This window comes from Burkholderia sp. BCC1996, assembly GCF_905339955.1.
Lineage (GTDB): Bacteria > Pseudomonadota > Gammaproteobacteria > Burkholderiales > Burkholderiaceae > Burkholderia.
The window spans coordinates 73,053-97,169 of record NZ_CAJPHM010000022.1; the positions used below are offsets into that span (position 1 = coordinate 73,053).

Genomic DNA, 24,117 nt, shown 5'->3' on the forward strand with positions numbered 1-24,117 from the left:
TCGTTACCGTCGGGGCCCGCGGCTTCGCACGCGCCCCGTGACATTTCATTCAGACGCGTTGCACGCGGTCACCCATCGTCGCCAGCCGCGCCATCACGCGCCGGCTCATCTCGGCAAGCGGCGCGACCTCGTCCGCGCCGCCGAGCGCGATCGCCTCGCGCGGCATCCCGAACACGATGCAGCTCGCCTCGTCCTGCGCGAACGTGTGGGCGCCCGCGCGCTTCATGTCCAGCAGGCCGGCCGCGCCGTCGCGGCCCATCCCCGTGAGGATCACGCCGATCGCGTTCTTGCCCGCGTGCTGCGCCGCCGAGCGGAACAGCACGTCGACCGACGGCCGGTGGCGGTTCACCGGCGGCTCGTCGGACAGCTGCGCGATGTAGTTCGCGCCGCTGCGCGCGAGCAGCAGGTGCGCATGGCCCGGTGCGATGTACGCATGGCCCGGCAGCACGCGCTCGCCGTGCTCGGCTTCCTTCACCGCGATCCGGCACAGCCCGTTCAGCCGCTGCGCGAACGACTTCGTGAAGCCGGGCGGCATGTGCTGCGCGATCAGCACCGCCGGCGCATCCGGCGGCAGCGGCGTCAGCACCTCGCGGATCGCCTCGGTGCCGCCCGTCGACGCGCCGATGATGATCAGCTTCTCGGTACTGACGAGCGGGTTGTTGATCATCGGCGCGGCCGGCTGGCCGCTCGCGGTGCGCGCGGCGGCCGCCTGCGGCTGCGGTGCCTGGCGCACGCGGGCGCGCGACGCCGCGCGGATCTTGTCCGCGAGCTTTTCCGCGTAGTCGAGCATGCCGTCGCGGATCCCGACGCGCGGCTTCGTGACGAAATCCACCGCGCCGAGTTCGAGCGCGCGCAGCGTGATCTCGGAGCCGCGCTCGGTCAGCGACGACACCATCACGACCGGCATCGGCCGCAGGCGCATCAGCTTCTCGAGGAAGTCGAGGCCGTCCATGCGCGGCATTTCGACGTCCAGCGTCAGGACGTCCGGGTTGTGCTGCTTGATGAGTTCGCGCGCGACGAGCGGATCGGGCGCGGTCGCGCATACCGTCATGTCGGGCTGGCTGTTGATGATCTCCGTCATCAGGCTGCGGATCAGCGCCGAATCGTCGACGCACAACACTTTGATCTTCTGCACTGCGGTCATGCCTCCTGCTTTCTCGAATGGTTGGCCGCGTACGGGCTGCCGGCGTTCGGGCTGGTGGCCTTCGCGTTCGCCGGCTGCGCGCCCGCGCCGCCGCGTGCGCCGAACAGCTCGATGCGCGGGCGCGCCGGCGGCGGCGCGGCCGGGCGCTTCGCCGCGAACAGCTCGACGTGCGCGCGCGTCCGGGCGGCGTGCACGCGGTCGGCCTCGCGCGCCAGCGCGGCTTCGCGCTCGGTCACGCCCGGCACCTGCAGCCGCAGCTTCTTCACCATCGCGCGCCCGCTGCGCGGCATGAACGCGACCTTGCGCGGGTGCACGCCCTGCAGGTCCTCCGCGGTGATGCGGATGCGCTCGAGCGCGAGATAGCGGCGCACGAAATCCGCGTTGCGGTCGCCTATGTTGATGGTCGTCATCCCTGCCAGCACGGCCGCGCCGCCGAACACCTTCGCCTCGAGGCGCTCGCGGCGCCCGCCGGCCTTGATCAGTTCGTTCATCAGCACTTCCATCGCATACGCGCCGTAGCGCATCGACTCCGATGCGGCCGCGCCGGCGTCGGCGCCGTCGTCGGGCAGCATGAAGTGATTCATTCCGCCGATGCCCGCGATCGGGTCGTGCAGGCACGCGGCGACGCACGAGCCGAGCACGGTCATCAGCACCATGTCCTCGGACGTCGTGTAGAACTCGTTCGGCAGCAGCTTCACGCCGGGGCGCTCGAAGTGGTTGTCGAAGTAACGATTGGTGGCGATCGGCAGCGCGCTCATCCGCGTTCTCCGTAAGCGGGCGCGACGCCCGCGGCACGCGCATGGGCGCGCGTCGGCACCGCCGCGGCCGGCGCCGCGCCGCGCGGGCGCAGGCCCGGCGCGGCATCGTGCCCCAAGGGCACTTCCTTCGGGGCGCGCGTCAGCTCGTACACCGTCTGCCCGCGCAGCCGGAACGCCTGCGAGACGTAGGTGAAATTCTCCGAATGCCCGGCGAACAGCAGCCCGCCCGGTTTCACGAGCGGCTCGAAGCGCGACAGCACCTGCCCCTGCGTCGGCTTGTCGAAATAGATCATCACGTTGCGGCAGAAGATCGCGTCGAACGGCTTCGCGATCCCGTAGTCGGCATCGGTCAGGTTCAGCTGCTCGAAGCGGATCATCGCGCGCAGCTCCGGGCGCACCTTCACGCGGCCGGCCTGCGCGCCGGTGCCCTTCAGGAAGAAGCGCTTGAGCCGCTCCGGGCTCAGGTGCTTGACCTGGTCGTACGTATAGATGCCGGCCTCGGCCTTCGCGAGCACCTGCGTGTCGAGGTCGGTCGCGAGGATCGATGCGCCGCGCGCGGCCGATTCGCCGAGCGCCTCGATCAGCGTGATCGCGATCGAATAGGGCTCCTCGCCGGTCGACGCCGCCGAGCACCACACCGACACGGGCGCCGCGCGCCCCTTCACGAAGTCGGCCAGGATCGGGAAATGGTGCGACTCGCGGAAGAACGCGGTCAGGTTCGTCGTCAGCGCGTTGGTGAACGCCTCCCACTCGAGCGGATCGTCCTCCTGCTCGAGCAGGTCGAGGTAGTCGCGGAACGTGTCGAGGCCGCGGGCGCGCAGCCGGCGCGCGAGCCGGCTGTACGCCATGTCGCGCTTGTGCTCGGACAGCGAGATGCCCGCGCGTTGATGAATCAGCGCGCGGATGCGTGCGAAATCCGCGCCGGTGAACGCGAAGTCGCGCCCCGGCTCGCCCGCGCGGGGCGAGGCATCCGGTGCATCGGGTCGAAACGGTGCGCGCGCGGACGGCATGGCTTAGAAGGTCTCCCAGTCGTCATCGGACGTGCCGGCCGCGGCCAGCGCCGGCTTCTCGCTGCTCAGCGCCGGACGCACCAGCGCGGGCTTGTCGGCCGGCTTGTGCGCCGGTGCGGCGGCCGCCTTCGCGAGACGCGGGCCGTAGCCGCCCGCGGCCGGCGCTTCCTTCGCCGCGCGTGCGGCGGCGTCCGGCGCACGCTTCGTTTCGTGGCTCGCGGCCGGTGCCGATGCATGTGACGTATGCGACGCGGGCGCAGGCGACGCGCGGCGCGCCGGCTGAGCGGCCGTCTGCGGTGCCGGCAATGCGGCCGGCGCGGTTTCATGGCGGCGTTCCGACGGCGACGCCAGCGCCGGCGCCGCTGCGTGCGCGGCCGGGCGTGCGGCGCCGCGCGCCGGCGCGAGCGCGATGCCGCCCGCGACGCGCCACGCCGACACGACCGCCTTCATCTGGCGCGTCTGCTCCTCGAGCGACGCGGCGGCGGCCGCGGCCTGCTCGACGAGCGCCGCGTTCTGCTGCGTGACGGAATCCATCTGGCCGACCGCGCGATTGACCTGCTCGATGCCGGTCGACTGCTCGTCCGACGCGGCGCTGATCTCGCCCATGATGTCGGTCACGCGGCGCACGGCCTGCACGATCTCGTCCATCGTCGAGCCGGCCCGCGCGACGAGCGCCGACCCGCTGTCGACCTTCTCGGCCGAATCGCCGATCAGCTGCTTGATTTCCTTCGCGGCGCTCGCGCTGCGCTGCGCGAGCGAGCGCACTTCGCCCGCGACCACCGCGAAGCCGCGGCCCTGCTCGCCCGCGCGCGCGGCTTCGACCGCCGCGTTCAGCGCGAGGATGTTGGTCTGGAAGGCGATGCCTTCGATCGTGCCGATGATGTCGACGACCTTGCCCGAGCTGGCCGCGATGTCCTGCATCGTCGATACGACCTGGCCGACCACCTCGCCGCCCTGCGTCGCGATGTCGGACGCGTTCACCGCGAGCTGGCTCGCCTGCCGCGCGTTCTCCGCGTTCTGCCGCACGGTGCCGGTGAGCTGCTCCATGCTCGATGCGGTTTCCTGCAGCGACGCGGCCTGCTCCTCGGTGCGCTGCGACAGGTCGGTGTTGCCGGTCGAGATCTCGCGCGCGCCGACGTCGATCGATTCGGTACCGCGATGCACGGCCTGCACCATCGCCGTCACGGCGTCCTGCATCCGCTTGATGCCGCCGAACAGGCGGCCGATCTCATTGTTGCTGAAGACGTTCACCGGCTGCGTGAGGTCGCCGCCGGCGATCCGCTCGAAGTGCGCGATCGCGTCCTCGAGCGGCTTCACGATCAGCCCGCGCAGCACGAAGCGGATCGCGATCACGACGACGAACGCGATCGCGATGCCGGCCGCGATCAGGCCGATCATCAGCGAGATCTGCGACTGCGTCGTGGTCTGGCGTTCCTCCGCGCGCTTCTGCAGCGACGCGACCACGGCCGATGCCGCCTGGTCGTACGCGACGAACATCGGGCTGATCTTCGTGTCGGCGACCGCGTGATACGCGGCCATGTCGCCCGCGCGCGCCGCCGCGAATTCCGGCTCGACGCCTTCCTTCACGATCGTCGCGTAGCGTGCGGAGAGCTCGTCGACGAGCGCCTGCTCGATGCCGAGCTTCGACGTGGCCTGGAACGCCTGCCAGTTCTGGTTCGACTTCGCGTACAGCTCCTGCGCGCGGTCGAGCACCTTGCCCGCGTCGGCCGTGTTGCCGGCTTCGGTCAGCGAGCGGAAGCGGTCGAGCGACACGCGCGCGCGCAGCAGGTACGACGACGTGTCGTCGAGCGTGTGGATCGCCGGCAGGTCGACGTGCGCAATCTCGTCGAGCGAGCGGCTCGCGTGATTCAGCGCGTACAGGCCGAGCCCGCCGACGGCTGCGGCCAGCGCCACGAGGATGAGTCCGACCGCCGTGAGCGTCGTGCGGATCGACCAGTTGTGCAACATTGCAGATTCTCCCGAAGTTCCTGCGCGCGCGGCGCGCTTACGCGCCGAGCGTCTCGATCAGCGCCATTTCCCGGCTCGACATCAGCTTCTCGATGTCCATCAGGATCAGCATCCGGCCGTCGACCGTGCCGAGGCCCGTGAGGTACTCGGTCGTCAGCGTCGCGCCGAATTCCGGCGCCGGCATGATCTGGTCGGTCTGCAGCGTCAACACGTCCGACACGCCGTCGACCACCATCCCGACCACGCGGTTCGACACGTTCAGGATGATCACCACCGTCTGGTGGTCGTACTCGACGCGGCCGAGATGGAACTTGATCCGCATGTCGACGATCGGCACGATGATCCCGCGCAGGTTGATCACGCCCTTGATGAAGTCCGGCGCGTTCGCGATGCGCGTGACGCTGTCGTAGCCGCGGATTTCCTGCACCTTCAGGATGTCGATCCCGTACTCCTCGTCGCCGAGCGTGAAGACGAGGAATTCCTGGCCCGTCGCATCGCCCTGCTCCGCATCGCGGCGGCTGGTTGCCGCGTTCGCCGCGGCCGGATTGATCATTTGGACTTCAGCGGACACGTTTGCCCCCAATCGGTTGAATGGCGAGAGTCAGAAAATGGCGAGCTCGGCGCCGGCTCGGGCGCCGTGCGTCGCACGGGTTTCGCGGTTCAGCGCCGCGACGTCGACGATCAGCGCGACACTGCCGTCGCCGAGAATGGTCGCCGCAGAGATGCCGTGCACCTTGCGGTAATTGGTTTCGAGGTTCTTCACGACCACCTGCTGCTGGCCGACCAGTTCGTCGATCAGCATCGCGAAGCGGCGCCCCTCGGTTTCCATGATCGTGACGATGCCCTGGGTCGGATCGGTGCGCGCGTCCTCGACCGAGAACACCTCGTGCAGCGCGACGAGCGGCAGGTATTCGCCGCGCACGCGCACCACGCGCTCGCCGTTGCCGACCGTGTAGATGTCGTCGTTCGACGGCTGCAGCGACTCCATCACGAAGTTCAGCGGCAGGATGAAGATCTCGCTGCCGACCTTCACCGACATCCCGTCGAGGATCGCCAGCGTGAGCGGCAGCACGATCCGCGTGGTCGTGCCGCGACCGGCCTGCGACGTGATCTCGACATGGCCGCCCATCGACTGGATGTTGCGCTTCACGACGTCCATCCCGACGCCGCGGCCCGACACGTCGGTCACGGTCTCGGCGGTCGAGAAGCCCGGCGCGAAGATCAGCTGCCAGACTTCGTCGTCGCTGATGTTTTCGGAAATCTGCATGCCCTGCTTCGCGGCCTTCGCGAGGATCCGCTCGCGGTTCAGGCCCGCGCCGTCGTCGCTGACCTCGATCACGATGTTGCCGCCGTGATGCGCGGCCGACAGCACCAGCTGGCCGACGCCGTCCTTGCCGGCGGCGACGCGCTTGTCGACCGTCTCGATCCCGTGGTCGAGGCTGTTGCGCACGAGGTGCGTGAGCGGGTCGATGATCCGCTCGATCAGGCTCTTGTCCAGCTCGGTCGCCTGGCCGAACGTGACCAGCTCGACCTGCTTGCCGAGCTTGCCGGCGAGGTCGCGCACGAGCCGCGGGAAGCGGCTGAACACGTAGTCCATCGGCATCATGCGGATCGACATCACCGCTTCCTGCAGGTCGCGCGCATTGCGCTCGAGCTGCGCCATCCCGTTGAACAGGCGGTCGTGCAGCGCCGGATCGAACGCGCTCGCGGTTTCCGCGAGCATCGCCTGCGTGATCACGAGCTCGCCGACCAGGTTGATCAGCTGGTCGACCTTCTCGACGCCGACGCGGATCGAGCTGCCTTCGGCGCCCGATGCGGCGGCGGCCGGGCGCGGACGCTTGTCGTCGTGGTGCGCGGCAGCCTGGGCAGCCTGCGCGGCGGGTTCTGCGTGCGGTTGCGATGCCGGTTGCGGCGCCGGTTGCGCGGCGGCGCTCGGCTGCGCCTGCGGTGCGGCGGCGGCCGGGGCGGCACCGGGGGCTTGCGCGAAGACCTCGACCCGCGCGGCCGGCTCCGGCGCGGCGACCGGTTCGACGGCGGCCGGTTCGACGGCGGCCGGCGTGGCGGCAGGCGCCGCCGGTGCGGCCGGCGCGGTGCCGCGCGCGATGCGGATCTGGCTGTCGTCGATCACGAAGCAGCACACGGCGACGATGTCGTCGGACGGCACGTCCGATTCGAGCCACAGCGTCAGGTCGGCGCCCGCTTCCTCGCGGCCGACGATCCGGCCGAGATTGCCGAGCTCCTCGGTGAGCAGCGCCTGGTCCTTCGCGTCGACGCCGACGAGCGTGATCTTCAGGTGCGGGCCGTCCGTGCCGGCAGCCGCCGCCGGATGCGCGGCCGCGACCGCCTGTTCGACCACGTGATCGGGCGCGCGGTCGCTGGCGGAGGTAGCGGCGGCCGGCGCCGGTGCCGGTGCAGTCTCCACGGCAGGCGCGGCAGGTGCGACGTCCGCGGGCGCGCCCGCGCCGCTCTCGGCCTTCAGGCGTTCGAGCTTCGCGCAGATCGTCGCGGCAGCCGCCGCGTCCGGTTCCGCGCTCGCGCGATAGTCGACCAGCTGGTCGGACAGCACGTCCTTGGTCTCGAGGAACGCGTCGACCATTTCCTTGGTCAGCGTCAGCTCATGGTTGCGCGCGCGGTCGAGCAGCGACTCGAGGATGTGGGTCGTCTCGGTCAGCGCGGAAAAGCCGAACGTCGCCGCGCCGCCCTTGATCGAATGCGCGGCGCGGAAGATCGCGGCCAGGTCCTCGGGGTCCGGCGAGCCGACGTCGAGGTTCAACAGCAGTTGCTCCATCTGCGCGAGCAACTCGTCCGCTTCGTCGAAAAAGGTCTGGTAGAACTGCGTGATGTCGAGAGTCATGCCCGGTCACCGGTTGGATTCGTCGCGTTCATGTCAGGAGGCGGTCTGCTCGGACAGCGTCGCGACCAGGTCGATCAGCACGGCCGGGTCGATCGGTTTTTCGATCCAGCCGGTCGCGCCTGCGTCGCGCGCGGCGTCCTTGAACGCATCGCTGCCTTCGGTCGTCAGTACGAGAATCGGCGTGTCCGCATACGCCGTCAGCTTGCGCAGCGCGGCGATCACCTCGAGGCCGTTCCTGCGCGGCATGTTCTGGTCGGTCAGCACCAGGTCGTACGGCACGGTGGCCGCCATGTCGAAGCCGGCTTCGCCGTCCGGCGCCACCGTCACGTCGTAGCCGGCCTGCGCAAGCGTCGCCTGCAGCAGCGCACGCATGGTCGCGGAGTCGTCGATGGCGAGAATGGTTCGGATCATGTCGGGCTCCGCAGGACCGCTCCAGGGTGGCTGACCGCCCCCTCGGGGGGCAGCGAACGAAGTGAGCGTGAAGGTTGTTTCATACGCGTCTCGAAATCTTGGAAAACGTCAGGGTTTCGGCACCACGGCGACGGCGCTCGCGAGCACCGGTCGCGCGGCCGGCGCCGCGCCGTCGAGCTGCTGGGCCAGTTGCTTCGAGCCCGCGGCGTCGGCCGACAGCGTCGTGGTCGTCGTGTCGTCGCGCATCAGCGCGTCTTCGGATTTGCGGTTCAGCACGATCACGCTGATCCGGCGGTTTTCCGGATCGAGCGGATCGGCCTTGTTCAGGTTCTGCGTCGACGCGAGGCCGAGCACGCGCAGCACCTTCGACTCGTCCATGCCGCCCGCGATCAGCTCGCGGCGCGACGCGTTCGCGCGATCGGCCGACAGTTCCCAGTTGCTGTAGCCGCCCTCGCCGCCCGCGTACGGCACCGCGTCGGTGTGGCCCTGGACGATGATCCGGTTCGGCACGTCGTTCAGCGTCTTGCCGATCTCGCGCAGGATGTCGCGCATGTACGGCTCGACGTGGTCGCTCGACATCGCGAACATCGGCCGCTTCTGCGAATCGACGATCTCGATGCGCAGCCCCATCAGCGTCGAATCGATGCGGATCTGCTGCTTGAACTGGCGCAGCGTCGGATTCGCCTCGATCGCCGCCATCAGCTTGATCTGCAGGTCGTGCAGGCGCGCCTGCTCGAGCCGGTCCTGTGCGCCCTGCGCCTGCGAGCGCGTCCTGTCGTCGCCGGCCTTCGCGACGCGATCGGCGAGCGACGTCGTGCCGTCGGTACGGCGCAGCGTGCCGGCATCGAGGCTCGACAGGTCGCGGCCGCCACCGTTGATGATGCTCGAGTCCTGCGAGCTGCGATCGCCGCTGCCGAACAGCGCGGCCTTCAGCGGCGTGTTGAAGTACTCGGCGATCCCCTTCAGCTGCACCGGCGTGACCGAGCTCAGCAGCCACATCAGCAGGAAGAACGCCATCATCGCGGTCATGAAGTCCGCATACGCGAGCTTCCAGGCGCCGCCGTGGTGGCCCTTCTTCTGCGGGGCCACCCGTTTGACGACGATCGCGCGATCCTTGCTCTTGCTCATCGAATGCTCCGCGTCACTTCGCCTTCACGCGGCGCACATGCTCTTCGAGCTCGGTAAACGACGGCCGCTCGGTCGAGAACAGCACCTTGCGGCCGAACTCGACCGCGATCGCCGGCGCATAGCCGTTCAGGCTCGCGAGGATCGTCACCTTGATGCACTGGAACATCTTGGTCGACTCGGCGACGCGCTGCTCCGCGAGGCTCGCGAGCGGCCCGATCAGCCCGTACGACAGCAGGATCCCGAGGAACGTGCCGACCAGCGCCTGCGCGATCATCGCGCCGAGCACCGCGGGCGGCTTGTCGGCCGACGCCATCGTGTGCACGACGCCCATCACCGCCGCGACGATCCCGAACGCCGGCATCGCGTCGCCGACGCGCATCAGCGCGTGCGCGGGGCCTTCGCCTTCCGCGTGGTGCGTCTCGATTTCCTCGTCCATCAGGCTCTCGATCTCGAACGCGTTCATGTTGCCGCCCACCATCAGGCGCAGGTAGTCCGTCAGGAATTCGACGATGTGGCGATCCGCGAGGATCTTCGGGTATTGCGTGAAGATCGGGCTCTTGTCCGGATCGTCGATGTCGGCCTCGAGCGTCAGCGTGCCTTCCTTGCGGGCCTTCGCGAGCAGCACGTACAGGAGCGCCATCAGTTCCATGTAGACGTCCTTGGTGTACTTCGAGCCCTTGAAGAGCGTCGGCAGCACGCGCAGCGTCGCCTTGATGGTCTTCATGCCGTTGCCGAGGATGAACGCGCCGACGCCCGCGCCGGTGATCATCAGGATCTCGAGCGGCTGGACCAATGCGCCCAGATGCCCGCCTGCCAGCGCGTAACCGCCGAAGACGGACAACAGCGTCACGAGTGTTCCCACGATAATCAGCACTGCCTGTCCCTCACGAAAGACCGGCGGGGAGACCGCCGTTAATCAGGTTTACGGCAGTCGGCAGGAAAACTTTGGCGGTCGCGCCGCGACCGCGCGGCGGTGTTTACCAGCAGGCCCCGGCCGGTTCGCGCGGCGCGCGGCTCCCGCCCGGCCCCGCCCGGCGGCGTTCAGGCCGCGGCGGTGGCCAGCCCGGCGCGTGCGGCGGCCGCCTTGCGGGTCTTGCCCGCGCGCGACGGCGGCTGGCACAGGCCGCACACGAAACCTTGATGCGGATCATGCGCATGCGCGACGAAATGGCCGCCGCAACGCGTGCACGGCGTCATCTGCAGCATCCCCGAGTCGAAGAAGCGCACCAGCGTCCACGCGCGCGTGAGGCTCAGCGCGGCCTCGTCGCCGGACAGGTTCACGTGCTCCAGATAGAGCCGGTACGCCTTCACGATCGACTGGATCGGCTCGCAGCGGCCGTGGTCCTGCATGAACCGGTAGATGTTGTAGAACAGCGACGAGTGGATGTTCGGCTGCCACGTCATGAACCAGTCGGTCGAGAACGGCAGCATCCCCTTCGGCGGCGACGCGCCCTTCAGTTCCTTGTACAGCTTGATCAGGCGGTCGCGCGACAGGCTCGTCTCCGCCTCCAGCAGCTGCAGCCTGGCGCCCAGTTCGATCAGTTCTATGGCGAGGGTGATTTCCTTCACCTCGATCACGACGCTTTTGCTTGCCATGGTGAATAACCGTCCGCTTGACGTTGTTCGGATGAATCGCCAATACGCCGCCCGCCGACGCGGCGCGCCGGCACGAACGCAAGGCGGGGAGGGATCAGCGGACGCTTTCGACCGGCTGGCCGGCCATCAGGATCGCGGAATGCGCATGCGTGACGACGTCACTGCGGCCTTTGTCGGCGAGCGACGACAGCAGCGCGTGATCGTCGAAGCGGAAACGGCACAACATCTGGTTCGATGCCGCGAGCTTCACGGTCTGGGCGAGCGTGAGGTTCGCGAGCACGTCGGCCAGTTCCTGGGAAACTCCCATGCGGAACATGCCCATCGCCTTGTCTTCCCGCAGCAGGCGCTGCGCGAGGAGGAGGTACGACAGGTTGACCTCTTTGATCTCACTGAGCATTTCGCTGGTGGCGCTCATGATTCCCCCGTTAAGAGCTTTTGCTTTGGCCTTTCATTGTGAAAACGTTTGCTCGATCGGGCGCCTGCTGACGCGCTGCCGGCACGTTTATAGTCTTACAGGGCGAATTCTGGCCAAACGGCATTTATGCCGGTATCAGCGAAGTGGCGCACGCCACGCAGGAATTGTCTGTAAACCGTGTAGGAATTTTTCCGACAAGGCGAATTGAAAGGGAACGAACGGCGGGGGCGAATGGGGCGCGAATGCGTCGGCGATGCGGTCCGCATGGGACGAATCCGGCTGAAGGCCATCCGGCAAGGCTGCCGGAAGTTGAATCGGTAAAAATTATAGTGGTTTTTCATGATAGCGCAACAATTGTGGTGGCTATCTCGTTTTATGTTTTCGCACCCTTTTTATCGGGGTTTTCTCGTATTTCATGGTGTAACAAGCCTTAAGTGTTTGAAAAAACACTCGAACCCCTGAAGGCGATATCGATAATGGACTTAAATGGGCGGCGGCGGGAGCCGCGCCGGCCCGCCCCGCAGCTTGCCGCCCGGCGTCCCGCGCACCCCGCCACGGACCCGGCCACGCACCGCAGACAGCGTGCGTCGGCGAGTTCCGCAACCCTGCAGCGGACCAGCATGCGCGCTCGAGCGCTTTGCGCTGGTCGACACCGGAGAACGTCCATGCGTATTGCCCAGATCGCGCCGCTTTACGAAGCTGTCCCGCCGAAACTCTATGGCGGCACCGAGCGTGTCGTGTCCTACCTCACCGAGGCGCTCGTCGAGCTGGGGCACGACGTGACACTGTTCGCGAGCGGCGACTCCGTCACGTCCGCCCGTCTCGAGGCGGCATGGCCGCGCGCACTGCGGCTCGACCCGTCGATCCGCGACTCGATGGCGCCCCATATGCGCCTGATCGAGCAGGTCGCCCGTGTCGCGCACGAATTCGACGTGCTGCACTTCCACCTCGACTACCTGCCGTTCCCGCTGATGTCGCGCCTCGACACGCCGTACGTGACGACGCTGCACGGCCGCCTCGACCTGCCGGAGCTGCAACCGGTGTTCGACGCGTTCCCGGACGCGCCGGTCGTATCGATCTCGAACAACCAGCGCAAGCCGCTGCCGCAAGCCGCGTGGGCCGGCACCGTGTATCACGGGCTGCCCGACACGCTGCTCACGCCGCAACCGGACGTGAAGCCCGAATATCTCGCGTTCCTCGGCCGGATCTGCCCCGAAAAGCGGGTCGACACCGCGATCCGGATCGCCGCGCAAAGCGGCCTGCCGCTGAAGATCGCCGCGAAGGTCGACAAGGCCGACGCCGACTACTTCAAGGAAGTGATCGAGCCGCTGCTCGGCGAGGCGCATGTCGAATTCATCGGCGAGATCAACGAGGCGCAGAAGCCGGCGTTCCTGTCCGGCGCCAAGGCGCTGCTGTTCCCGATCGACTGGCCGGAACCGTTCGGCCTGGTGATGATCGAGGCGATGGCCTGCGGCACGCCGGTCGTCGCGTTCAACCGCGGCTCGGTGCCGGAGGTGATCGAGGACGGCGTGACCGGCTTCATCGTCGAGGACGTGCAGGGCGCGGTCGGTGCGCTGCACCGGATCGACAGCCTGTCGCGCGACGCGATCCGCGCGCGCTTCGATACGCGCTTCAGCTCGAAAGCGATGGCACGGCGCTATGTCGAAACTTACGAATCGCTTTGCGCGACGGCAAAGCGGCCGACCTTGCGTCGCGTCGCGAGCGCGTGACGGCGAAATTCGTCAGAAATATTCGGTGAAATTCGCGCCGAAATCGGCGCGTAAAACCCAAAGGCGCCAAAGAGCCGCAGTCGATGCGGCTCTTTCTTTTTGCGCGCTCATTCGATCAGGAAACGATCGCGGTTTTTCCCGACGATCCAATTCGGCGGCTTGCCACGCCCGCTCCAGGTTGCACCCGACTTCGGGTCGCGGTATTTCGGGGGGAGCGGTGCCTTTTTCGGCGGACGGCCGCGCCGCGCTCGCTCCGCGAAGCCCAGATCCTGGGCCGTCAGGCCATATTCGGCAATCATTCGCTGGACGTCGGCGATCACCGCCGCCACTTCCTGGCGACGCGCGTCATCCGCCTGGGCCTGCAGATCGGCGATCTGCGCCTTGAGTTTCGCGTATTGAGACATTTTTCGGCTCCCTTTTCCATGATGCGGCGCCGGCAGTTCCGGCCGGAACGCCAACACCCGTTACGTCATCCGCACTGCCGCCCTGCCCTTCAAAATTAATGCTGCCATCTTTAACCGAATCGGCTATATCGAGAATGCGGACTTATTCTAATAAAAGCCATTCGTCAGCCATTCGAATTTAACAATCGTTGACCCTCACCCAGCCGATTCATTTCCTATAATCCAGACCAATTCGGGGTGACGGAATAAATCATCCGGTCATCCGTTTGTCTTCAACCCACTTGAACGGGATCCTTACATGAATCTTTCTCAGCGTCTGGCTGCAGAGGTATTCGGCACGTTCTGGCTGGTGCTCGGCGGGTGCGGAAGCGCCGTGCTGGCCGCAGCCTTTCCGGGCCTCGGCATCGGCTTCGCCGGCGTCGCGCTCGCCTTCGGCCTGACCGTGCTGACGATGGCATTCGCGATTGGCCATATTTCGGGTTGCCACCTGAATCCGGCCGTCAGCGTGGGCCTGACGGTCGCCGGCCGCTTCCCGGCACGCGATCTCGCGCCGTATATCGTTGCGCAGGTCGTCGGCGCGACGCTCGGTGCGTTCGTGCTGTACCTGATCGCGACCGGCAAGCCGGGCTTCGACGTCGTCGGCAGCGGCTTTGCGACGAACGGCTTCGGCGAGCGCTCGCCCGGCCACTACTCGCTCGGCGCGGCGTTCATCTGCGAAGTCGTGATGACGGGCTTCTTCCTGTTCGTGATTCTCGGCGCCACCGACAAGCGCGCGCCGGCCGGCTTCGCGCCGATCGCGATCGGCCTGTGCCTGACGTTGATCCACCTGATCTCGATCCCGGTCACCAACACGTCGGTGAACCCGGCCCGCTCGACCGGCCCCGCGCTGTTCGTGGGCGGCGAGGCGATCGGCCAGCTGTGGCTGTTCTGGGTCGCGCCGATCATCGGCGCGGCAATCGCGGGGATCATCTACCCGCTGATCGCGGGGCGCGACGATGCCGTCGGCCTCGTGCCCGCATCCGCTCGCACTAGCGAATAAAACACTACGGGGTCACGCGAGCAGAGCAGCGAGCCTCACGCTGTCGAACAACATCGAGGCAGGTAATTTGAACGGGCGCCGCTGGCGCCCGTTTTTCATGGCCGCTCAGCTCAGGAAGCGGTGACGCCGTCGAGCGTGCCTTCCAGCGCGAACAGCGTGCGCAGGTGGCGGGCGACGCCCGCATCGAAGTTGTTGCCGATCCGCGGGATGTGCGGCAGGTGCGCGATCAGGTCGGGGTTCGCGTTGTTCATCATGAACGCGTGGCCGGCCGTTTCGAGCAGGTCGATGTCGTTCATGTTGTCGCCGAACGCGATGCAGTGGCCGGCGTCGACGCCGAGTCGCGCGAGCACCGTCCGCAGCGCGCGGCCCTTCGACACGTTGGCGGCCATCACTTCGAGACAGTCGGGCAGCGAGTACGTGACGTACAGCGCATCGCCGAACCGCACGCGCATCTGCTCCGCGACCACCGCCAGATCGGCCGGCTCGCCGATGTACAGCACCTTCGCGATGTCGGCGCCGTCGTGCGCGGCCATGTCGATCACGTCGTACCGGAAGCCCGAATCCTGGTGGAATTCGAGCAGGTGCGGCGCGTCGCGGTCGATCAGCCAGCCGCGGTCGGTGAACAGGTTGACGATCACGCGCCCGTGCGCACCGGTCACGCCCGGCTGCACGAGGCCGCGGACGATCGCGGGATCGATGTCCTGCGCATGGATCGCCGTGTCGTCCGGCGCATGCACACGCGCGCCGTTCGACGTGATCAGGTACGGCCGGATGCCCAGCACGTCGCGGATGCCGGCGACGTCCGCGTAGTGACGCCCCGTCGCGATCACGAACTGCAGGCCGTCGCGGTCGAGCCGGCGGACGGTCTCGATCGTGTACGGATCGAGCTGGTGGTCGCTGTTCAGCAGGGTGCCGTCGAGATCAGTGGCGATGACTTTGTACATGGGGATGGGGGAGTGGCGCGCAGGACGCTGCGGAGCCGCCATTTTAACGTCGTGCCCGGGGGCGCGCCGGGTGGTTGGGAAATGGGGGCGGGTTTCAGGGCGTTCGGGTTTCGGTGCGTCGCTGGTTCGGTCGGGGCAGGCTGTTTGCTCGGTCCGCTCGGTCCGCTCGGTCCAGTTTGTCCGCTCAACGTGCCCGCCCGTCGCTTTACCCGATCAGCCCGATCGGCCCGCCCGGTCTGCTCGGCCCACTCATCGCACGCCGCCCATGCGCCCCTCTCACCCCGCTTCAGCCGCCCTCAACGCCTGCAGCGCGAGCCGCAACGCGCCGTGCGCGGAATCGTCGAGCGGCGCGCGCAGCCGCGCCGCATGGTGTGCCGGCACGGCCGGTGCCAGCGCGTCGGCCAGCCCGCCGCACAGCGCGACCGGCAGCGCCTGCTGCGGATCGAGCGCGTCGATCATCTTGCCGATCTCGTCGCCGGCCTGCGCGATCAGCGCCGCCGCATAAGGATGGTCGCGGTGCGCGAAGACGATCGGCGCGAGGCGTGCGTAGATCGTCTGGTTCGCATCGCACGACCACTGGACGAGCGCGTCGCGATCGTGCGCGCCCGTTTCCGCGAGCAGCGCGCCGGCAAACGCGTCACGCGGCACGCGGCCGTCGAGCGCCTGCTGCGCGTACGCGAGCGCGCGCATGCCGAGCCACGCGCCGCTCGCCTCGTCGCCGGACGGAAAGCCGAAGCCGCCCGCGATGCGGCAGTCGCCCGCCGCGTCGAGCGCCGCCGCGATGCTGCCCGTACCGAGCGCGACGATGAGCCCCGGCGCACCGCCGTGCGCGCCGACGACGGTCGTATAAGCGTCGCTCTCGATCGCGAGCGCGTCGAGCGGCGCCTGCGCGCGAAACGCGGCGAGCCACGCGGCATTGTTGACGCCCGCGAGCCCGCAGCCGAGCGCGCACTGCGACCAGTCGAACGCGAGCCCCGCCCGCGTGAATGCGTCGGCACAGGCCGCGCCGATCGATGCCCACGCGCGCTCGATGCCGAGGCCGAGCCCCGACGGGCCGCCGCGCCCCTGCGCGAGTTCGCGCCCGTGCCGGTCGGCGAGTACCGCGCGGGTGCCCGTGCCGCCGCCGTCGATGCCGATCGCAAAAAGGAATGCCGTCATGCGTTGATCCTGCTGATTCGAACAGGCGCCAAGCTTAACCGGATCGGCGCCGCGCGCCCATCTGCCGTTCGGCCAGCTATACCGTGAATGGGCCTTCCGCTATGCTGGCACGATCGAATCGACACTGGAACGAGGCCGGCGATGTCGCAGCGGTGCAATTGGGTAAAGACGGAAGCGGATGCTCACTATCACGATACCGAGTGGGGCGTGCCGTCGCATGACGATCGCCATCTGTTCGAAATGCTGATTCTCGAAGGCGCGCAGGCGGGGCTATCGTGGTCGACGATCCTGAACAAGCGCGCCGGCTATCGCGAGGCGTTCGCCGACTTCGATGTCGATGCGGTCGCCCGCTTCACGCCGAAGCGCATCGAGAAGCTGCTCGAGAACCCCGGCATCGTCCGCAATCGCGCGAAGGTGGAATCCGCGGTGACCAATGCACGGGCCGTGCAGCGCATTCGCGAGGATCACGGATCGCTCGCGCAATTCCTGTGGTCGTTCGTCGACCACACGCCGGTCCAGAACGCATGGCAGTCGTATCGCGACGCGCCCGCGTCGACTGCCCAGTCGGATGCGCTCAGCAAGGCGCTGAAGGAGTACGGCTGCAAGTTCGTCGGCTCGACGATCTGCTATGCGCTGATGCAGGCAACCGGGATGGTCAACGACCATGAGACCGGTTGCCCGTGTCACGCCCAATGCGCTGCGCTCGGCGGCAAGCAGCAGCCGGCACGGCGCCGCAAGGCGGGCTGACGGCGACGAAGCTCACGGGCCGGTCGGCTTGGCGCGCACCGGCACGTCAGCACGCGCCGCCAGGTGATCCGCGCAAGGCGAGCCCGAACGCGGCGCCGATTTCCCGGTGAACACGTCGGCGGCCTTGCCCGTTGGCTGCCGGCGGAACCGCCGTGCGGCCATTCGACCGTCCGGCAGTCGATCGGCCACTTTTCCGCCACGATCTGCAACCTTTTCCGGCCCCGAAAAGCAAAACGGCGGAGCGGCTTCTTTCGAAGCACGCTCCGCCGTTTCGCGGCGAACCGTAGACGCTCTTAGTGGAGCTTCTTCGGCAGCATCTGGCTGCGCAGTCGCTTGTGCAGGCGCTTGACGGCTGCTGCCTTCTTGCGCTTGCGGACTGCGGTCGGCTTTTCGTAGGACTGGCGCTCGCGCAGTTCAGCGATCAGGCCATTTTTTTCGATAGCACGGCGAAAGCGGCGAATCGCCACTTCGAACGGCTCGTTTTCCTTCAGAAGAATCGTCGTCATGTCGTTCCTAAATTGCTTAAACGGTCAAAAACGTAGCGGCCAAGCGCCACGCACCGGCCATCCGGGCGTCCCCACAACAGGCGAAACGAGCGGAAATACGGCCTCGGAGGCCGGAAAAGAGAGGCACAAAGCACCGCGGGTACGCTTCACAAGCCGCGTGCAGCGCCGCGTTTGACTGCCAGCAGGAATGCCGAGACGGCATAGGCGTGACAGAAAATCTCAATTCAGCCCGCCATCATACCAGTTAAACGCAGCTTCGCCTACAGGTTTACCGCTTTTCCGTTGCAATTCAGCACGAGCCGCTCACCACGTCCGATTGGCGAAGGCCAGGCACGCCCCTCCCATGCGGGCCGACCTCACTGCCCGACGAAGCGCATTGCCGCGCCACGAGGCTCCGCGCCCCACCGAGGCGACACGCACGAGACACATGCGCGGCATCGCGCCGCAAGAATAGTGTTCGATGCGGCCCTAAAGTTTCCCCGAATCAGCGCCGACAACCAGGAAAGGCGGGCAGCGCGGGACACGGAAAGCGCGACGCCGAACCCCGAATCCAGTCAATCAAACGGCGTTTTCCAAACGAGGATCCAAATGCTGAACATCAACACCAACATCTATTCGCAGACCGCTCAAACGAACCTCTCGTCGACGCAGAACGCGCTGTCGCAAGCGATCAACCGCCTGTCGTCGGGCAAGCGCATCAACTCCGCGGCAGATGATGCGGCAGGCCTCGCGATCTCGACGACGATGCAAGCGTCGATCAACGCATACACGCAGGGTGTGTCGAACGCGAACAACGCCGTGTCGATGGCTCAGACCGCATCGAGCGGCCTGTCGGCAATCACCGCCAACCTGCAGCGTATCCGCCAGCTCGCTGTTCAGGCATCCGATTCGTCGATCGGCACCGCTGCTGCAAGCAACCTCGACACCGAAGTGCAAGCGCGTATCACCGAAATCGGCCGTATCGCGAGCCAAACGACGTTCAACGGCATCAACCTGCTCGACGGCAGCGCGAACGCCGCAGGCACGCCGCTGACCTTCCAGATCGGCGAAAAGTCCGGCCAGCAACTGTCGCTCGACCTGAGCGGCAAGTACGATACGGCGACGCTCGGCCTGACCGGCAGCGTGACGACCGTCGCCAACGCGCAAGCGATGATGAACACGATCGACACCGCGCTCGGCACCGTCAACACCGCGCAAGCTCAGCTCGGTTCCGACATCAACATCTATCAGGCAGCGATCTCGCAGACCACGGCGCAATCGACGAACCTGAACGCAGCAAGCGCGCAGATCACCGACGCGAACTTCGCGCAGGAGACCGCCAACCTGTCGAAGGCACAGGTGCTGCAACAAGCCGGCATTTCGGTTCTCGCACAAGCGAACTCGATGCCGCAGCAAGTGCTGAAGCTCCTGGGCTAAGCAAGCCGGACGGCGCGCGCCGCGGGATCGCGAACGACGCGGCGGCGCCATCGGAACGGGAACGCCCTTCCTCCCAATGCTTATCCGATTACGTCGGGTAAGCATTTTGCTTTTCGTGCTTCGCGCATTACGTCGCCCTGCCCGACCGTTGCGCAGGACTAATCTCATCGAATGGAGTCCTACATGTCGACGACTACCACCACATCGGCGAACAGCGCACTGGCGGCAGCCGCCCAATCGATCATCAGCGGTGTGACGAATTCGAATACGGACGTCTCGTCGCTCGTGTCCGCGCTGGTCGCAGCGAAGACGGCCGCACAAACGACCCAGAACACCAATCGGCAAACGCTCGACAACACGACGCTGTCCGCGATCGGTTCGCTCAAGTCGTCGCTTTCGTCGCTGCAAAGCGCACTGTCCGGCCTTACGGACGGCTCGGCGCTGTCAAAATTCACGGCATCCGCGAGCGGCAGCGGCCTCACGGCCACGACGTCGACGGGGGCGGTCGCGGGCAGCTATTCGGTCGCAGTGACGCAGGTAGCGACGGCGCAAAAGCTCTCGTCGATCACGGGAATTCCATCGACGAACCAGGTCGGCACCGGCAACCTGACGATCCAGCTCGGCAGCGGCACGCCGATGACCGTCGCGATCAAGTCCGGCACCAACACGCTCGCCGACATCGCAAATGCGATCAACACGGGAAGCGGCAATCCGGGCGTGACCGCCACGGTCGTCACCGGCACGGACGGCTCGCACCTCGTGCTGACGTCCAACGTCACGGGCGCGGCGAACACCATCAAGGTGTCGACCAATTCGACGGACGGGCTGGCTGCGCTGGCAACCGTCGATAACACGGGCGCAGCGACAAACAATTACAACGAGACGATCCCCGCGCAGGACGCCCAGCTTTCGATCGACGGCACCAGCGTGGTTAGCGCGAGCAACACCATCACGGGCGCGATTACGGGCGTGACGATCAACCTGTCTGCTTCGTCGGCCAAGACGACCCAAACGCTCTCGGTCTCGCCGGACAACACCTCCGCCACCAATACGATCAACGCGTTCGTCTCCGCATACAACTCGTTCGTCAGCACCGCATCGTCGCTGTCGAGCTTCAATTCGAGCGCAGCCGCCGGTAGCCAGGGGGGCCCGCTCATCGGCGACTCGATGCTGAATTCGATCGTCAACACGCTGGCCACCAAGGTGGCCCAGGGCGTAACGAGCGGCGGCAGCACGATCAGCCTGAGCGCGATCGGCCTCAATCTTCAGCCGGACGGCACGCTCAGCGTCGACAGCGCGGCCCTGTCGTCGGCGCTGGCGAACAATCCGTCATCCGTGGCGACCGCGTTCAACGCGACCAACGGCGTAGGCGCGACGCTCAACAGCAACATCACGACATTCCTGCAGACGGGCGGCATCATCGACACGCGCGTCACGGCGTTGAACCAGGATCTCGCCGCTGCGAAAACGCAGGCCACGGCGCTGCAGGCATACGCCAGCCAGCTCACCGATCAGTACAATACGCAATTCACCGCGCTCAATACGCTGATGGCAAAGATGCAAAACAATTCGCAGTACCTGACGCAACTGTTCGGCGGCACCAACAGCGCGGGCGCGCTGGCCACGAACAAGGCATAGCGGCAGGCGTTGCCGCGGCCGGATCAACATGGGAGAGAACATGACGACGGACCCGATCACTCTGCTGGAGCGCGTGTGGTCGCTCACGCAGGCAATCGAACATGCGGCATCGATGGCCGACTGGCCGGGCGCGGCGAGCCTCGTCGAACAGCGCTCGCCGCTGCTGATGTCCCTGGCCGCCCCGCAATCGCCCGACGCGCTGGCGATCCTGAAGCGCATCGAGGCGATCGACGCGGCCGTGATGGCGGACGCACAAACGACACAACGAGAGCTGCAGGCCGAGTTCAAGACGGCTATCGGCCGCACGGAAGCAGCGCTGCAATATCAGCGGATCGCGGGTTTCTAAACGAACGCCCCGGTGCCCGCCGCGCCTGATGATCTCGCGTCATCGCCCGGCGGGAATCGCTCGCCGGGCGAGCGGATTCCACTCATTACCGGTTCATCGTGTTTACCGTCATCATCGCCACCCACGACCGGCCACTGCTGCTGCGCCGGACGTTGCAGTCCCTGATCGACCAGACGTGGCAGGACTTCACCGTCATCGTCGTCTCCGATAGCGCGACATACATGCCGCCATTCGAGGAGCTTTCCGCATTGCAGGGGCGCTACGTCCATGTGATCCGCAGCGGCGCGCCCGGGCCGGCCGAAAGCCGCAACATCGGACTCTCGCTCGCCAAATCGCGCTACGTCATGTTCCTCGACGACGACGACACGCTTGAGCCGACGCACCTCGACGCGCTGGCCCGAAGCATCGGCGCCGACGAGCCGGAAATCCTGTTTTGCGATTTCAAGGTGTGTTACGAGGATCGCACGACGCATCCGCCACGCACGACCTCGATCGAAACGGTGCGCATCGGCGATGTCGACGCGGACAGCGTCTACGTGCTGAATCGCGTGCCGAACAGCTGCATCGCGTATCGCGACGACGTCGTCGCGCGCGTCCGATATGCGACCGATCTCGAGATTTACGAAGACTGGGACTTCCTGCTCGCGTGTCTTTCCGGACGCGCAATGGTTCATGTCCCGCTCAGCTCAGTCGTCATTCACAAGAGCCCGGCCGGCGCGCAGGAGAATATGCGACGCGGCAATACACGCGACGACCTGATCGCCTCGACGATGCTCGCGCTTTACCAGCGGCATCCAGCCCCCAATACGGACGTCCGCCTGAACCGCCAGCGGCTGATGGCTTCGGCGGGCATCGTGCTGGATCTCGACCGCTTCTGACCTGCGGCGCGATCCGGCGATCGGCCTGCCCGGGGAGGCGGCCGACCGGCGCGCCGATCAGTCCAGCGCGCCGACGAGACGCGAAAAATGCGCCTCAAGATTGTTGACGAATCGCGGCGTGTCGAACAATACGCCATCCCTGCGCTCGGCGTTCAGCACCTTTCGCAGGCGCTCGCACTCATCCGGCGCACTGGCGAGCGCCACCGCCTTCTCCTCGTATGCGTGCAGATCGTAGGTGATCAATTCCTCGATGCCCGCGGCGGACAACATCGCACCCGCCATCCGCGATGCGAAGCTCCTGCCCGAGAGTGTCAGAACCGGCAGCCCCATCCAGAGCGCGTCGTTCGCCGTCGTGCCGGCGTTGAACGGGAAGGAATCGAGGAACAGATCCGCGACCGCAAACCGGGCAAGATAATTCTCGGGCGAGACGCGAGACGCAAACACGAGGCGTCCGCCGTCGATGCCGTGCCTGGCCGCTTCCTTTCGCAGATTGGCTTCGGCCCATGGATTGTCGGCAAGCAACCAGAGCACGCTTGCCGGCACCCGCTGCAGGATCCGCATCCAGGCGCCGAACACCTCGGGCGTGAACTTGTAATTGTTGTTGAACGAACAAAAGACGAAGCCGTCTTCCGGCAGGCCGCAGCTTGCGCGCGACGGCGCCGGCGCACTGACCCGCTTGCGATCGCTGACCTGGTAGATGTCCGGCATGTACAGCGGCTTCTCCGAGTAGAAGTGCGCGTACGCTTCCGGAATCAGGAACCGGTCGGCGATCACATAATCGATGTACGGCAGGCCGGTCGTGGCCGGCAAGCCCAGATACGTGATCTGGATAGGCGCCGGCCGATAGGCAAGCAAGTCCGTGCGTGCGCCGAGCGTCTGCCCGTGCAGGTCAACGACGATGTCGATCTCGTGTTCACGGATCAGCTGAGCGGCGGCCTCGTCGCTCATCGCGTCGATGCGATGGAAATGATCCATCGACTGGATAATCCGCTTGCGCAGCGCGGAGCCGTCATCGCGCGACCAGCAATAGCCGTACACCTCGAAACGCCGCCGGTCGTGCAATTCGAACAGCTCGGCCGTGAGCATCGAAACGGGATGCAGACAGAAATCCGACGAAAGATACGCGATCCTGATCTTCTCGTGACCGTATGCCTTCTTGCCGGACAATGCGGGCACGTCGACGTTGATCTTGGTGTCGACGTAATGCCGGGCCGCCGACAATTGCTCCGCCGGATCGTCCGACTGGCTGATCATCGCCAGCGCGGAAGTCGACTGTCGCATGAGGTCCGGATCGACGCCCTCGACGGGCGCAAACACGGGCCACTCGCACTGCTTGCCCCGCAGGAACACCCAGTGGTGCAGCACGTCCGGCTGGTTCGGCTCCATCCGCAAACTTTCCGTCAGGCACGCCAGCGCATCGGCGTAACGCCGCTGGTTTTCATGGACGCGCCCGAGGTTGTTGAGCGCGGACAGCCGCAGCGGCCGTTGCTCGGGATGATCAGCCGACGCGTGCTCCACGACCCACGTCCATTCCGCGATCGCCGTGTCGAGCTCGTTGATGCGCTCGCACATGACACCCAGATTGAAATGCGGATGAATGAAATCGGGCGCGAGTTCGATGGCCGTGTAGTGTGCCTTTTTCGCGGCCTCGATGTCATTGGCGTTGAAAAGCGCGACGCCAAGGTTGAAGTACACGAAATGATTGAACGGCGCGACGTTGCGCTCGAGCCAGGTCCGGTAAAGGACCGCCGCCAGCTCGAACTGCCGGTTCGCTTCGAGCGCGCCCGCGCGCTCGAAGAGACCCGTCATGTCGATCTTGCCGTGCCACGCGAGCAGAAGATCGGCAGCAAAATTTTCTTCAGACGAAACCATGACTTCACTCATACGCAATACCGTAAAGTACGGCAGTCCGCCGGACGGCTGCCCGTCAGCCGCCGCGCGGGCACGACGGCGCGCCGCCTCCTCGCCTGCCCGTGACGCGCGGCTGCCGCCACGTCACGCGTGGCCGGCAGTTTAACCTGCCAGTA

The 24,117-nt window shown here is 66.6% G+C and carries 23 protein-coding genes; 7 read left to right on the forward strand and 16 right to left on the reverse strand.

Features of this window, described 5'->3' with window-relative positions; genetic code table 11:
* Positions 1-49 precede the first annotated feature (49 nt).
* The 11 genes from U4Z64_RS27965 to flhD form a co-directional block, all read right to left on the reverse strand.
* Complete coding sequence (locus U4Z64_RS27965; protein WP_044846376.1) at positions 50-1,144, reverse strand: protein-glutamate methylesterase/protein-glutamine glutaminase; 1,095 nt, start codon at positions 1,142-1,144, stop codon at positions 50-52.
* Complete coding sequence (gene cheD / locus U4Z64_RS27970; protein WP_124520477.1) at positions 1,141-1,902, reverse strand: chemoreceptor glutamine deamidase CheD; 762 nt, start codon at positions 1,900-1,902, stop codon at positions 1,141-1,143. The genes U4Z64_RS27965 and cheD overlap by 4 nt, the downstream gene beginning before the upstream one ends.
* Entirely contained in the window at positions 1,899-2,912 is a 1,014-nt protein-coding gene (locus U4Z64_RS27975; protein ID WP_321821671.1) for a CheR family methyltransferase, read from the reverse strand. Before U4Z64_RS27975 ends, cheD begins: the two co-directional genes overlap by 4 nt.
* Positions 2,913-2,915: 3 nt before the next feature.
* On the reverse strand, positions 2,916-4,880 hold the full coding sequence (locus U4Z64_RS27980) for a methyl-accepting chemotaxis protein (RefSeq protein WP_321821672.1): 1,965 nt from the start codon (positions 4,878-4,880) through the stop codon (positions 2,916-2,918).
* A gap of 37 nt (positions 4,881-4,917) precedes the next feature.
* On the reverse strand, positions 4,918-5,433 hold the full coding sequence (gene cheW / locus U4Z64_RS27985) for a chemotaxis protein CheW (RefSeq protein WP_039320139.1): 516 nt from the start codon (positions 5,431-5,433) through the stop codon (positions 4,918-4,920).
* Between the two features lie 48 nt (positions 5,434-5,481).
* A complete protein-coding gene (gene cheA / locus U4Z64_RS27990) occupies positions 5,482-7,734 on the reverse strand; it encodes a chemotaxis protein CheA (RefSeq protein WP_321821673.1) in 2,253 nt (750 codons plus the stop codon).
* A gap of 33 nt (positions 7,735-7,767) precedes the next feature.
* Positions 7,768-8,145 carry a response regulator gene (locus U4Z64_RS27995; RefSeq protein ID WP_044849175.1) on the reverse strand — a complete coding sequence of 126 codons (378 nt, stop codon included), beginning with the start codon at positions 8,143-8,145 and terminating at the stop codon, positions 7,768-7,770.
* A gap of 108 nt (positions 8,146-8,253) precedes the next feature.
* Positions 8,254-9,273: a flagellar motor protein MotB gene (motB, locus tag U4Z64_RS28000; protein WP_321821674.1), complete on the reverse strand. Its 1,020-nt coding sequence runs from the start codon at positions 9,271-9,273 to the stop codon at positions 8,254-8,256.
* Positions 9,274-9,286: 13 nt separating this feature from the next.
* Positions 9,287-10,147 (reverse strand): flagellar motor stator protein MotA, encoded by an 861-nt coding sequence (gene motA / locus U4Z64_RS28005; protein WP_044849177.1) that lies wholly within the window; start codon positions 10,145-10,147, stop codon positions 9,287-9,289.
* Positions 10,148-10,314: 167 nt separating this feature from the next.
* Positions 10,315-10,869 (reverse strand): flagellar transcriptional regulator FlhC, encoded by a 555-nt coding sequence (flhC, locus tag U4Z64_RS28010; protein ID WP_124520474.1) that lies wholly within the window; start codon positions 10,867-10,869, stop codon positions 10,315-10,317.
* A gap of 94 nt (positions 10,870-10,963) precedes the next feature.
* Positions 10,964-11,284 (reverse strand): flagellar transcriptional regulator FlhD, encoded by a 321-nt coding sequence (gene flhD, locus U4Z64_RS28015; protein WP_014895554.1) that lies wholly within the window; start codon positions 11,282-11,284, stop codon positions 10,964-10,966.
* Between the two features lie 665 nt (positions 11,285-11,949).
* On the opposite strand from flhD, the gene U4Z64_RS28020 reads away from it, so the two are divergent.
* Positions 11,950-13,014 (forward strand): glycosyltransferase family 4 protein, encoded by a 1,065-nt coding sequence (locus U4Z64_RS28020; protein ID WP_044849179.1) that lies wholly within the window; start codon positions 11,950-11,952, stop codon positions 13,012-13,014.
* 107 nt (positions 13,015-13,121) lie between these two features.
* On the opposite strand, the gene U4Z64_RS28025 is transcribed toward U4Z64_RS28020, so the two are convergent.
* Positions 13,122-13,418 carry an H-NS histone family protein gene (locus tag U4Z64_RS28025; RefSeq protein ID WP_321821675.1) on the reverse strand — a complete coding sequence of 99 codons (297 nt, stop codon included), beginning with the start codon at positions 13,416-13,418 and terminating at the stop codon, positions 13,122-13,124.
* A 298-nt stretch (positions 13,419-13,716) separates the two neighbouring features.
* On the opposite strand from U4Z64_RS28025, the gene aqpZ reads away from it, so the two are divergent.
* On the forward strand, positions 13,717-14,457 hold the full coding sequence (gene aqpZ / locus U4Z64_RS28030; RefSeq protein WP_321802070.1) for an aquaporin Z: 741 nt from the start codon (positions 13,717-13,719) through the stop codon (positions 14,455-14,457).
* 110 nt (positions 14,458-14,567) lie between these two features.
* Here the strand turns inward: aqpZ and U4Z64_RS28035 are convergent, their stop codons facing one another.
* Entirely contained in the window at positions 14,568-15,401 is an 834-nt protein-coding gene (locus U4Z64_RS28035) for a Cof-type HAD-IIB family hydrolase (RefSeq protein ID WP_321821676.1), read from the reverse strand.
* A 276-nt stretch (positions 15,402-15,677) separates the two neighbouring features.
* On the reverse strand, positions 15,678-16,559 hold the full coding sequence (locus tag U4Z64_RS28040) for a BadF/BadG/BcrA/BcrD ATPase family protein (RefSeq protein WP_321821677.1): 882 nt from the start codon (positions 16,557-16,559) through the stop codon (positions 15,678-15,680).
* A gap of 141 nt (positions 16,560-16,700) precedes the next feature.
* Between U4Z64_RS28040 and U4Z64_RS28045 the strand changes: the two genes are divergently transcribed.
* Positions 16,701-17,306 carry a DNA-3-methyladenine glycosylase I gene (locus U4Z64_RS28045; RefSeq protein ID WP_124486856.1) on the forward strand — a complete coding sequence of 202 codons (606 nt, stop codon included), beginning with the start codon at positions 16,701-16,703 and terminating at the stop codon, positions 17,304-17,306.
* Between the two features lie 293 nt (positions 17,307-17,599).
* On the opposite strand, the gene rpsU is transcribed toward U4Z64_RS28045, so the two are convergent.
* Positions 17,600-17,812, reverse strand: coding sequence for a 30S ribosomal protein S21 (gene rpsU / locus U4Z64_RS28050; protein WP_006401410.1), 213 nt, complete (start codon positions 17,810-17,812; stop codon positions 17,600-17,602).
* Between the two features lie 588 nt (positions 17,813-18,400).
* On the opposite strand from rpsU, the gene U4Z64_RS28055 reads away from it, so the two are divergent.
* The 4 genes from U4Z64_RS28055 to U4Z64_RS28070 all read left to right on the forward strand — a co-directional run bounded on the left by U4Z64_RS28055 (position 18,401) and on the right by U4Z64_RS28070 (position 22,090).
* Entirely contained in the window at positions 18,401-19,228 is an 828-nt protein-coding gene (locus tag U4Z64_RS28055) for a flagellin (protein ID WP_321810799.1), read from the forward strand.
* A gap of 171 nt (positions 19,229-19,399) precedes the next feature.
* Complete coding sequence (fliD, locus tag U4Z64_RS28060) at positions 19,400-20,866, forward strand: flagellar filament capping protein FliD (protein ID WP_044849185.1); 1,467 nt, start codon at positions 19,400-19,402, stop codon at positions 20,864-20,866.
* A 40-nt stretch (positions 20,867-20,906) separates the two neighbouring features.
* Positions 20,907-21,212 carry a flagellar protein FliT gene (locus U4Z64_RS28065; protein WP_044849186.1) on the forward strand — a complete coding sequence of 102 codons (306 nt, stop codon included), beginning with the start codon at positions 20,907-20,909 and terminating at the stop codon, positions 21,210-21,212.
* A gap of 98 nt (positions 21,213-21,310) precedes the next feature.
* Positions 21,311-22,090 carry a glycosyltransferase family 2 protein gene (locus U4Z64_RS28070; protein ID WP_321802064.1) on the forward strand — a complete coding sequence of 260 codons (780 nt, stop codon included), beginning with the start codon at positions 21,311-21,313 and terminating at the stop codon, positions 22,088-22,090.
* Between the two features lie 57 nt (positions 22,091-22,147).
* On the opposite strand, the gene U4Z64_RS37660 is transcribed toward U4Z64_RS28070, so the two are convergent.
* Positions 22,148-23,974 (reverse strand): tetratricopeptide repeat protein, encoded by a 1,827-nt coding sequence (locus U4Z64_RS37660; RefSeq protein WP_415750605.1) that lies wholly within the window; start codon positions 23,972-23,974, stop codon positions 22,148-22,150.
* Positions 23,975-24,117 lie beyond the last annotated feature (143 nt).

Bases quoted from the DNA above. Each gene is read 5' to 3' on its own strand.
- U4Z64_RS28045 (WP_124486856.1), top strand. From the start codon at position 16,701: ATGTCGCAGCGGTGCAATTGGGTAAAGACGGAAGCGGATGCTCACTAT.
- U4Z64_RS28065 (WP_044849186.1), top strand. From the start codon at position 20,907: ATGACGACGGACCCGATCACTCTGCTGGAGCGCGTGTGGTCGCTCACG.
- cheD (WP_124520477.1), bottom strand. From the start codon at position 1,902: ATGAGCGCGCTGCCGATCGCCACCAATCGTTACTTCGACAACCACTTC.
- U4Z64_RS28055 (WP_321810799.1), top strand. From the start codon at position 18,401: ATGCTGAACATCAACACCAACATCTATTCGCAGACCGCTCAAACGAAC.
- cheW (WP_039320139.1), bottom strand. From the start codon at position 5,433: ATGATCAATCCGGCCGCGGCGAACGCGGCAACCAGCCGCCGCGATGCG.
- U4Z64_RS28025 (WP_321821675.1), bottom strand. From the start codon at position 13,418: ATGTCTCAATACGCGAAACTCAAGGCGCAGATCGCCGATCTGCAGGCC.
- flhD (WP_014895554.1), bottom strand. From the start codon at position 11,284: ATGAGCGCCACCAGCGAAATGCTCAGTGAGATCAAAGAGGTCAACCTG.
- fliD (WP_044849185.1), top strand. From the start codon at position 19,400: ATGGAGTCCTACATGTCGACGACTACCACCACATCGGCGAACAGCGCA.
- U4Z64_RS27995 (WP_044849175.1), bottom strand. From the start codon at position 8,145: ATGATCCGAACCATTCTCGCCATCGACGACTCCGCGACCATGCGTGCG.
- U4Z64_RS27975 (WP_321821671.1), bottom strand. From the start codon at position 2,912: ATGCCGTCCGCGCGCGCACCGTTTCGACCCGATGCACCGGATGCCTCG.
- U4Z64_RS28020 (WP_044849179.1), top strand. From the start codon at position 11,950: ATGCGTATTGCCCAGATCGCGCCGCTTTACGAAGCTGTCCCGCCGAAA.
- rpsU (WP_006401410.1), bottom strand. From the start codon at position 17,812: ATGACGACGATTCTTCTGAAGGAAAACGAGCCGTTCGAAGTGGCGATT.
- motB (WP_321821674.1), bottom strand. From the start codon at position 9,273: ATGAGCAAGAGCAAGGATCGCGCGATCGTCGTCAAACGGGTGGCCCCG.
- cheA (WP_321821673.1), bottom strand. From the start codon at position 7,734: ATGACTCTCGACATCACGCAGTTCTACCAGACCTTTTTCGACGAAGCG.
- U4Z64_RS27980 (WP_321821672.1), bottom strand. From the start codon at position 4,880: ATGTTGCACAACTGGTCGATCCGCACGACGCTCACGGCGGTCGGACTC.
- U4Z64_RS37660 (WP_415750605.1), bottom strand. From the start codon at position 23,974: ATGAGTGAAGTCATGGTTTCGTCTGAAGAAAATTTTGCTGCCGATCTT.
- U4Z64_RS27965 (WP_044846376.1), bottom strand. From the start codon at position 1,144: ATGACCGCAGTGCAGAAGATCAAAGTGTTGTGCGTCGACGATTCGGCG.
- U4Z64_RS28035 (WP_321821676.1), bottom strand. From the start codon at position 15,401: ATGTACAAAGTCATCGCCACTGATCTCGACGGCACCCTGCTGAACAGC.
- aqpZ (WP_321802070.1), top strand. From the start codon at position 13,717: ATGAATCTTTCTCAGCGTCTGGCTGCAGAGGTATTCGGCACGTTCTGG.
- U4Z64_RS28040 (WP_321821677.1), bottom strand. From the start codon at position 16,559: ATGACGGCATTCCTTTTTGCGATCGGCATCGACGGCGGCGGCACGGGC.
- flhC (WP_124520474.1), bottom strand. From the start codon at position 10,869: ATGGCAAGCAAAAGCGTCGTGATCGAGGTGAAGGAAATCACCCTCGCC.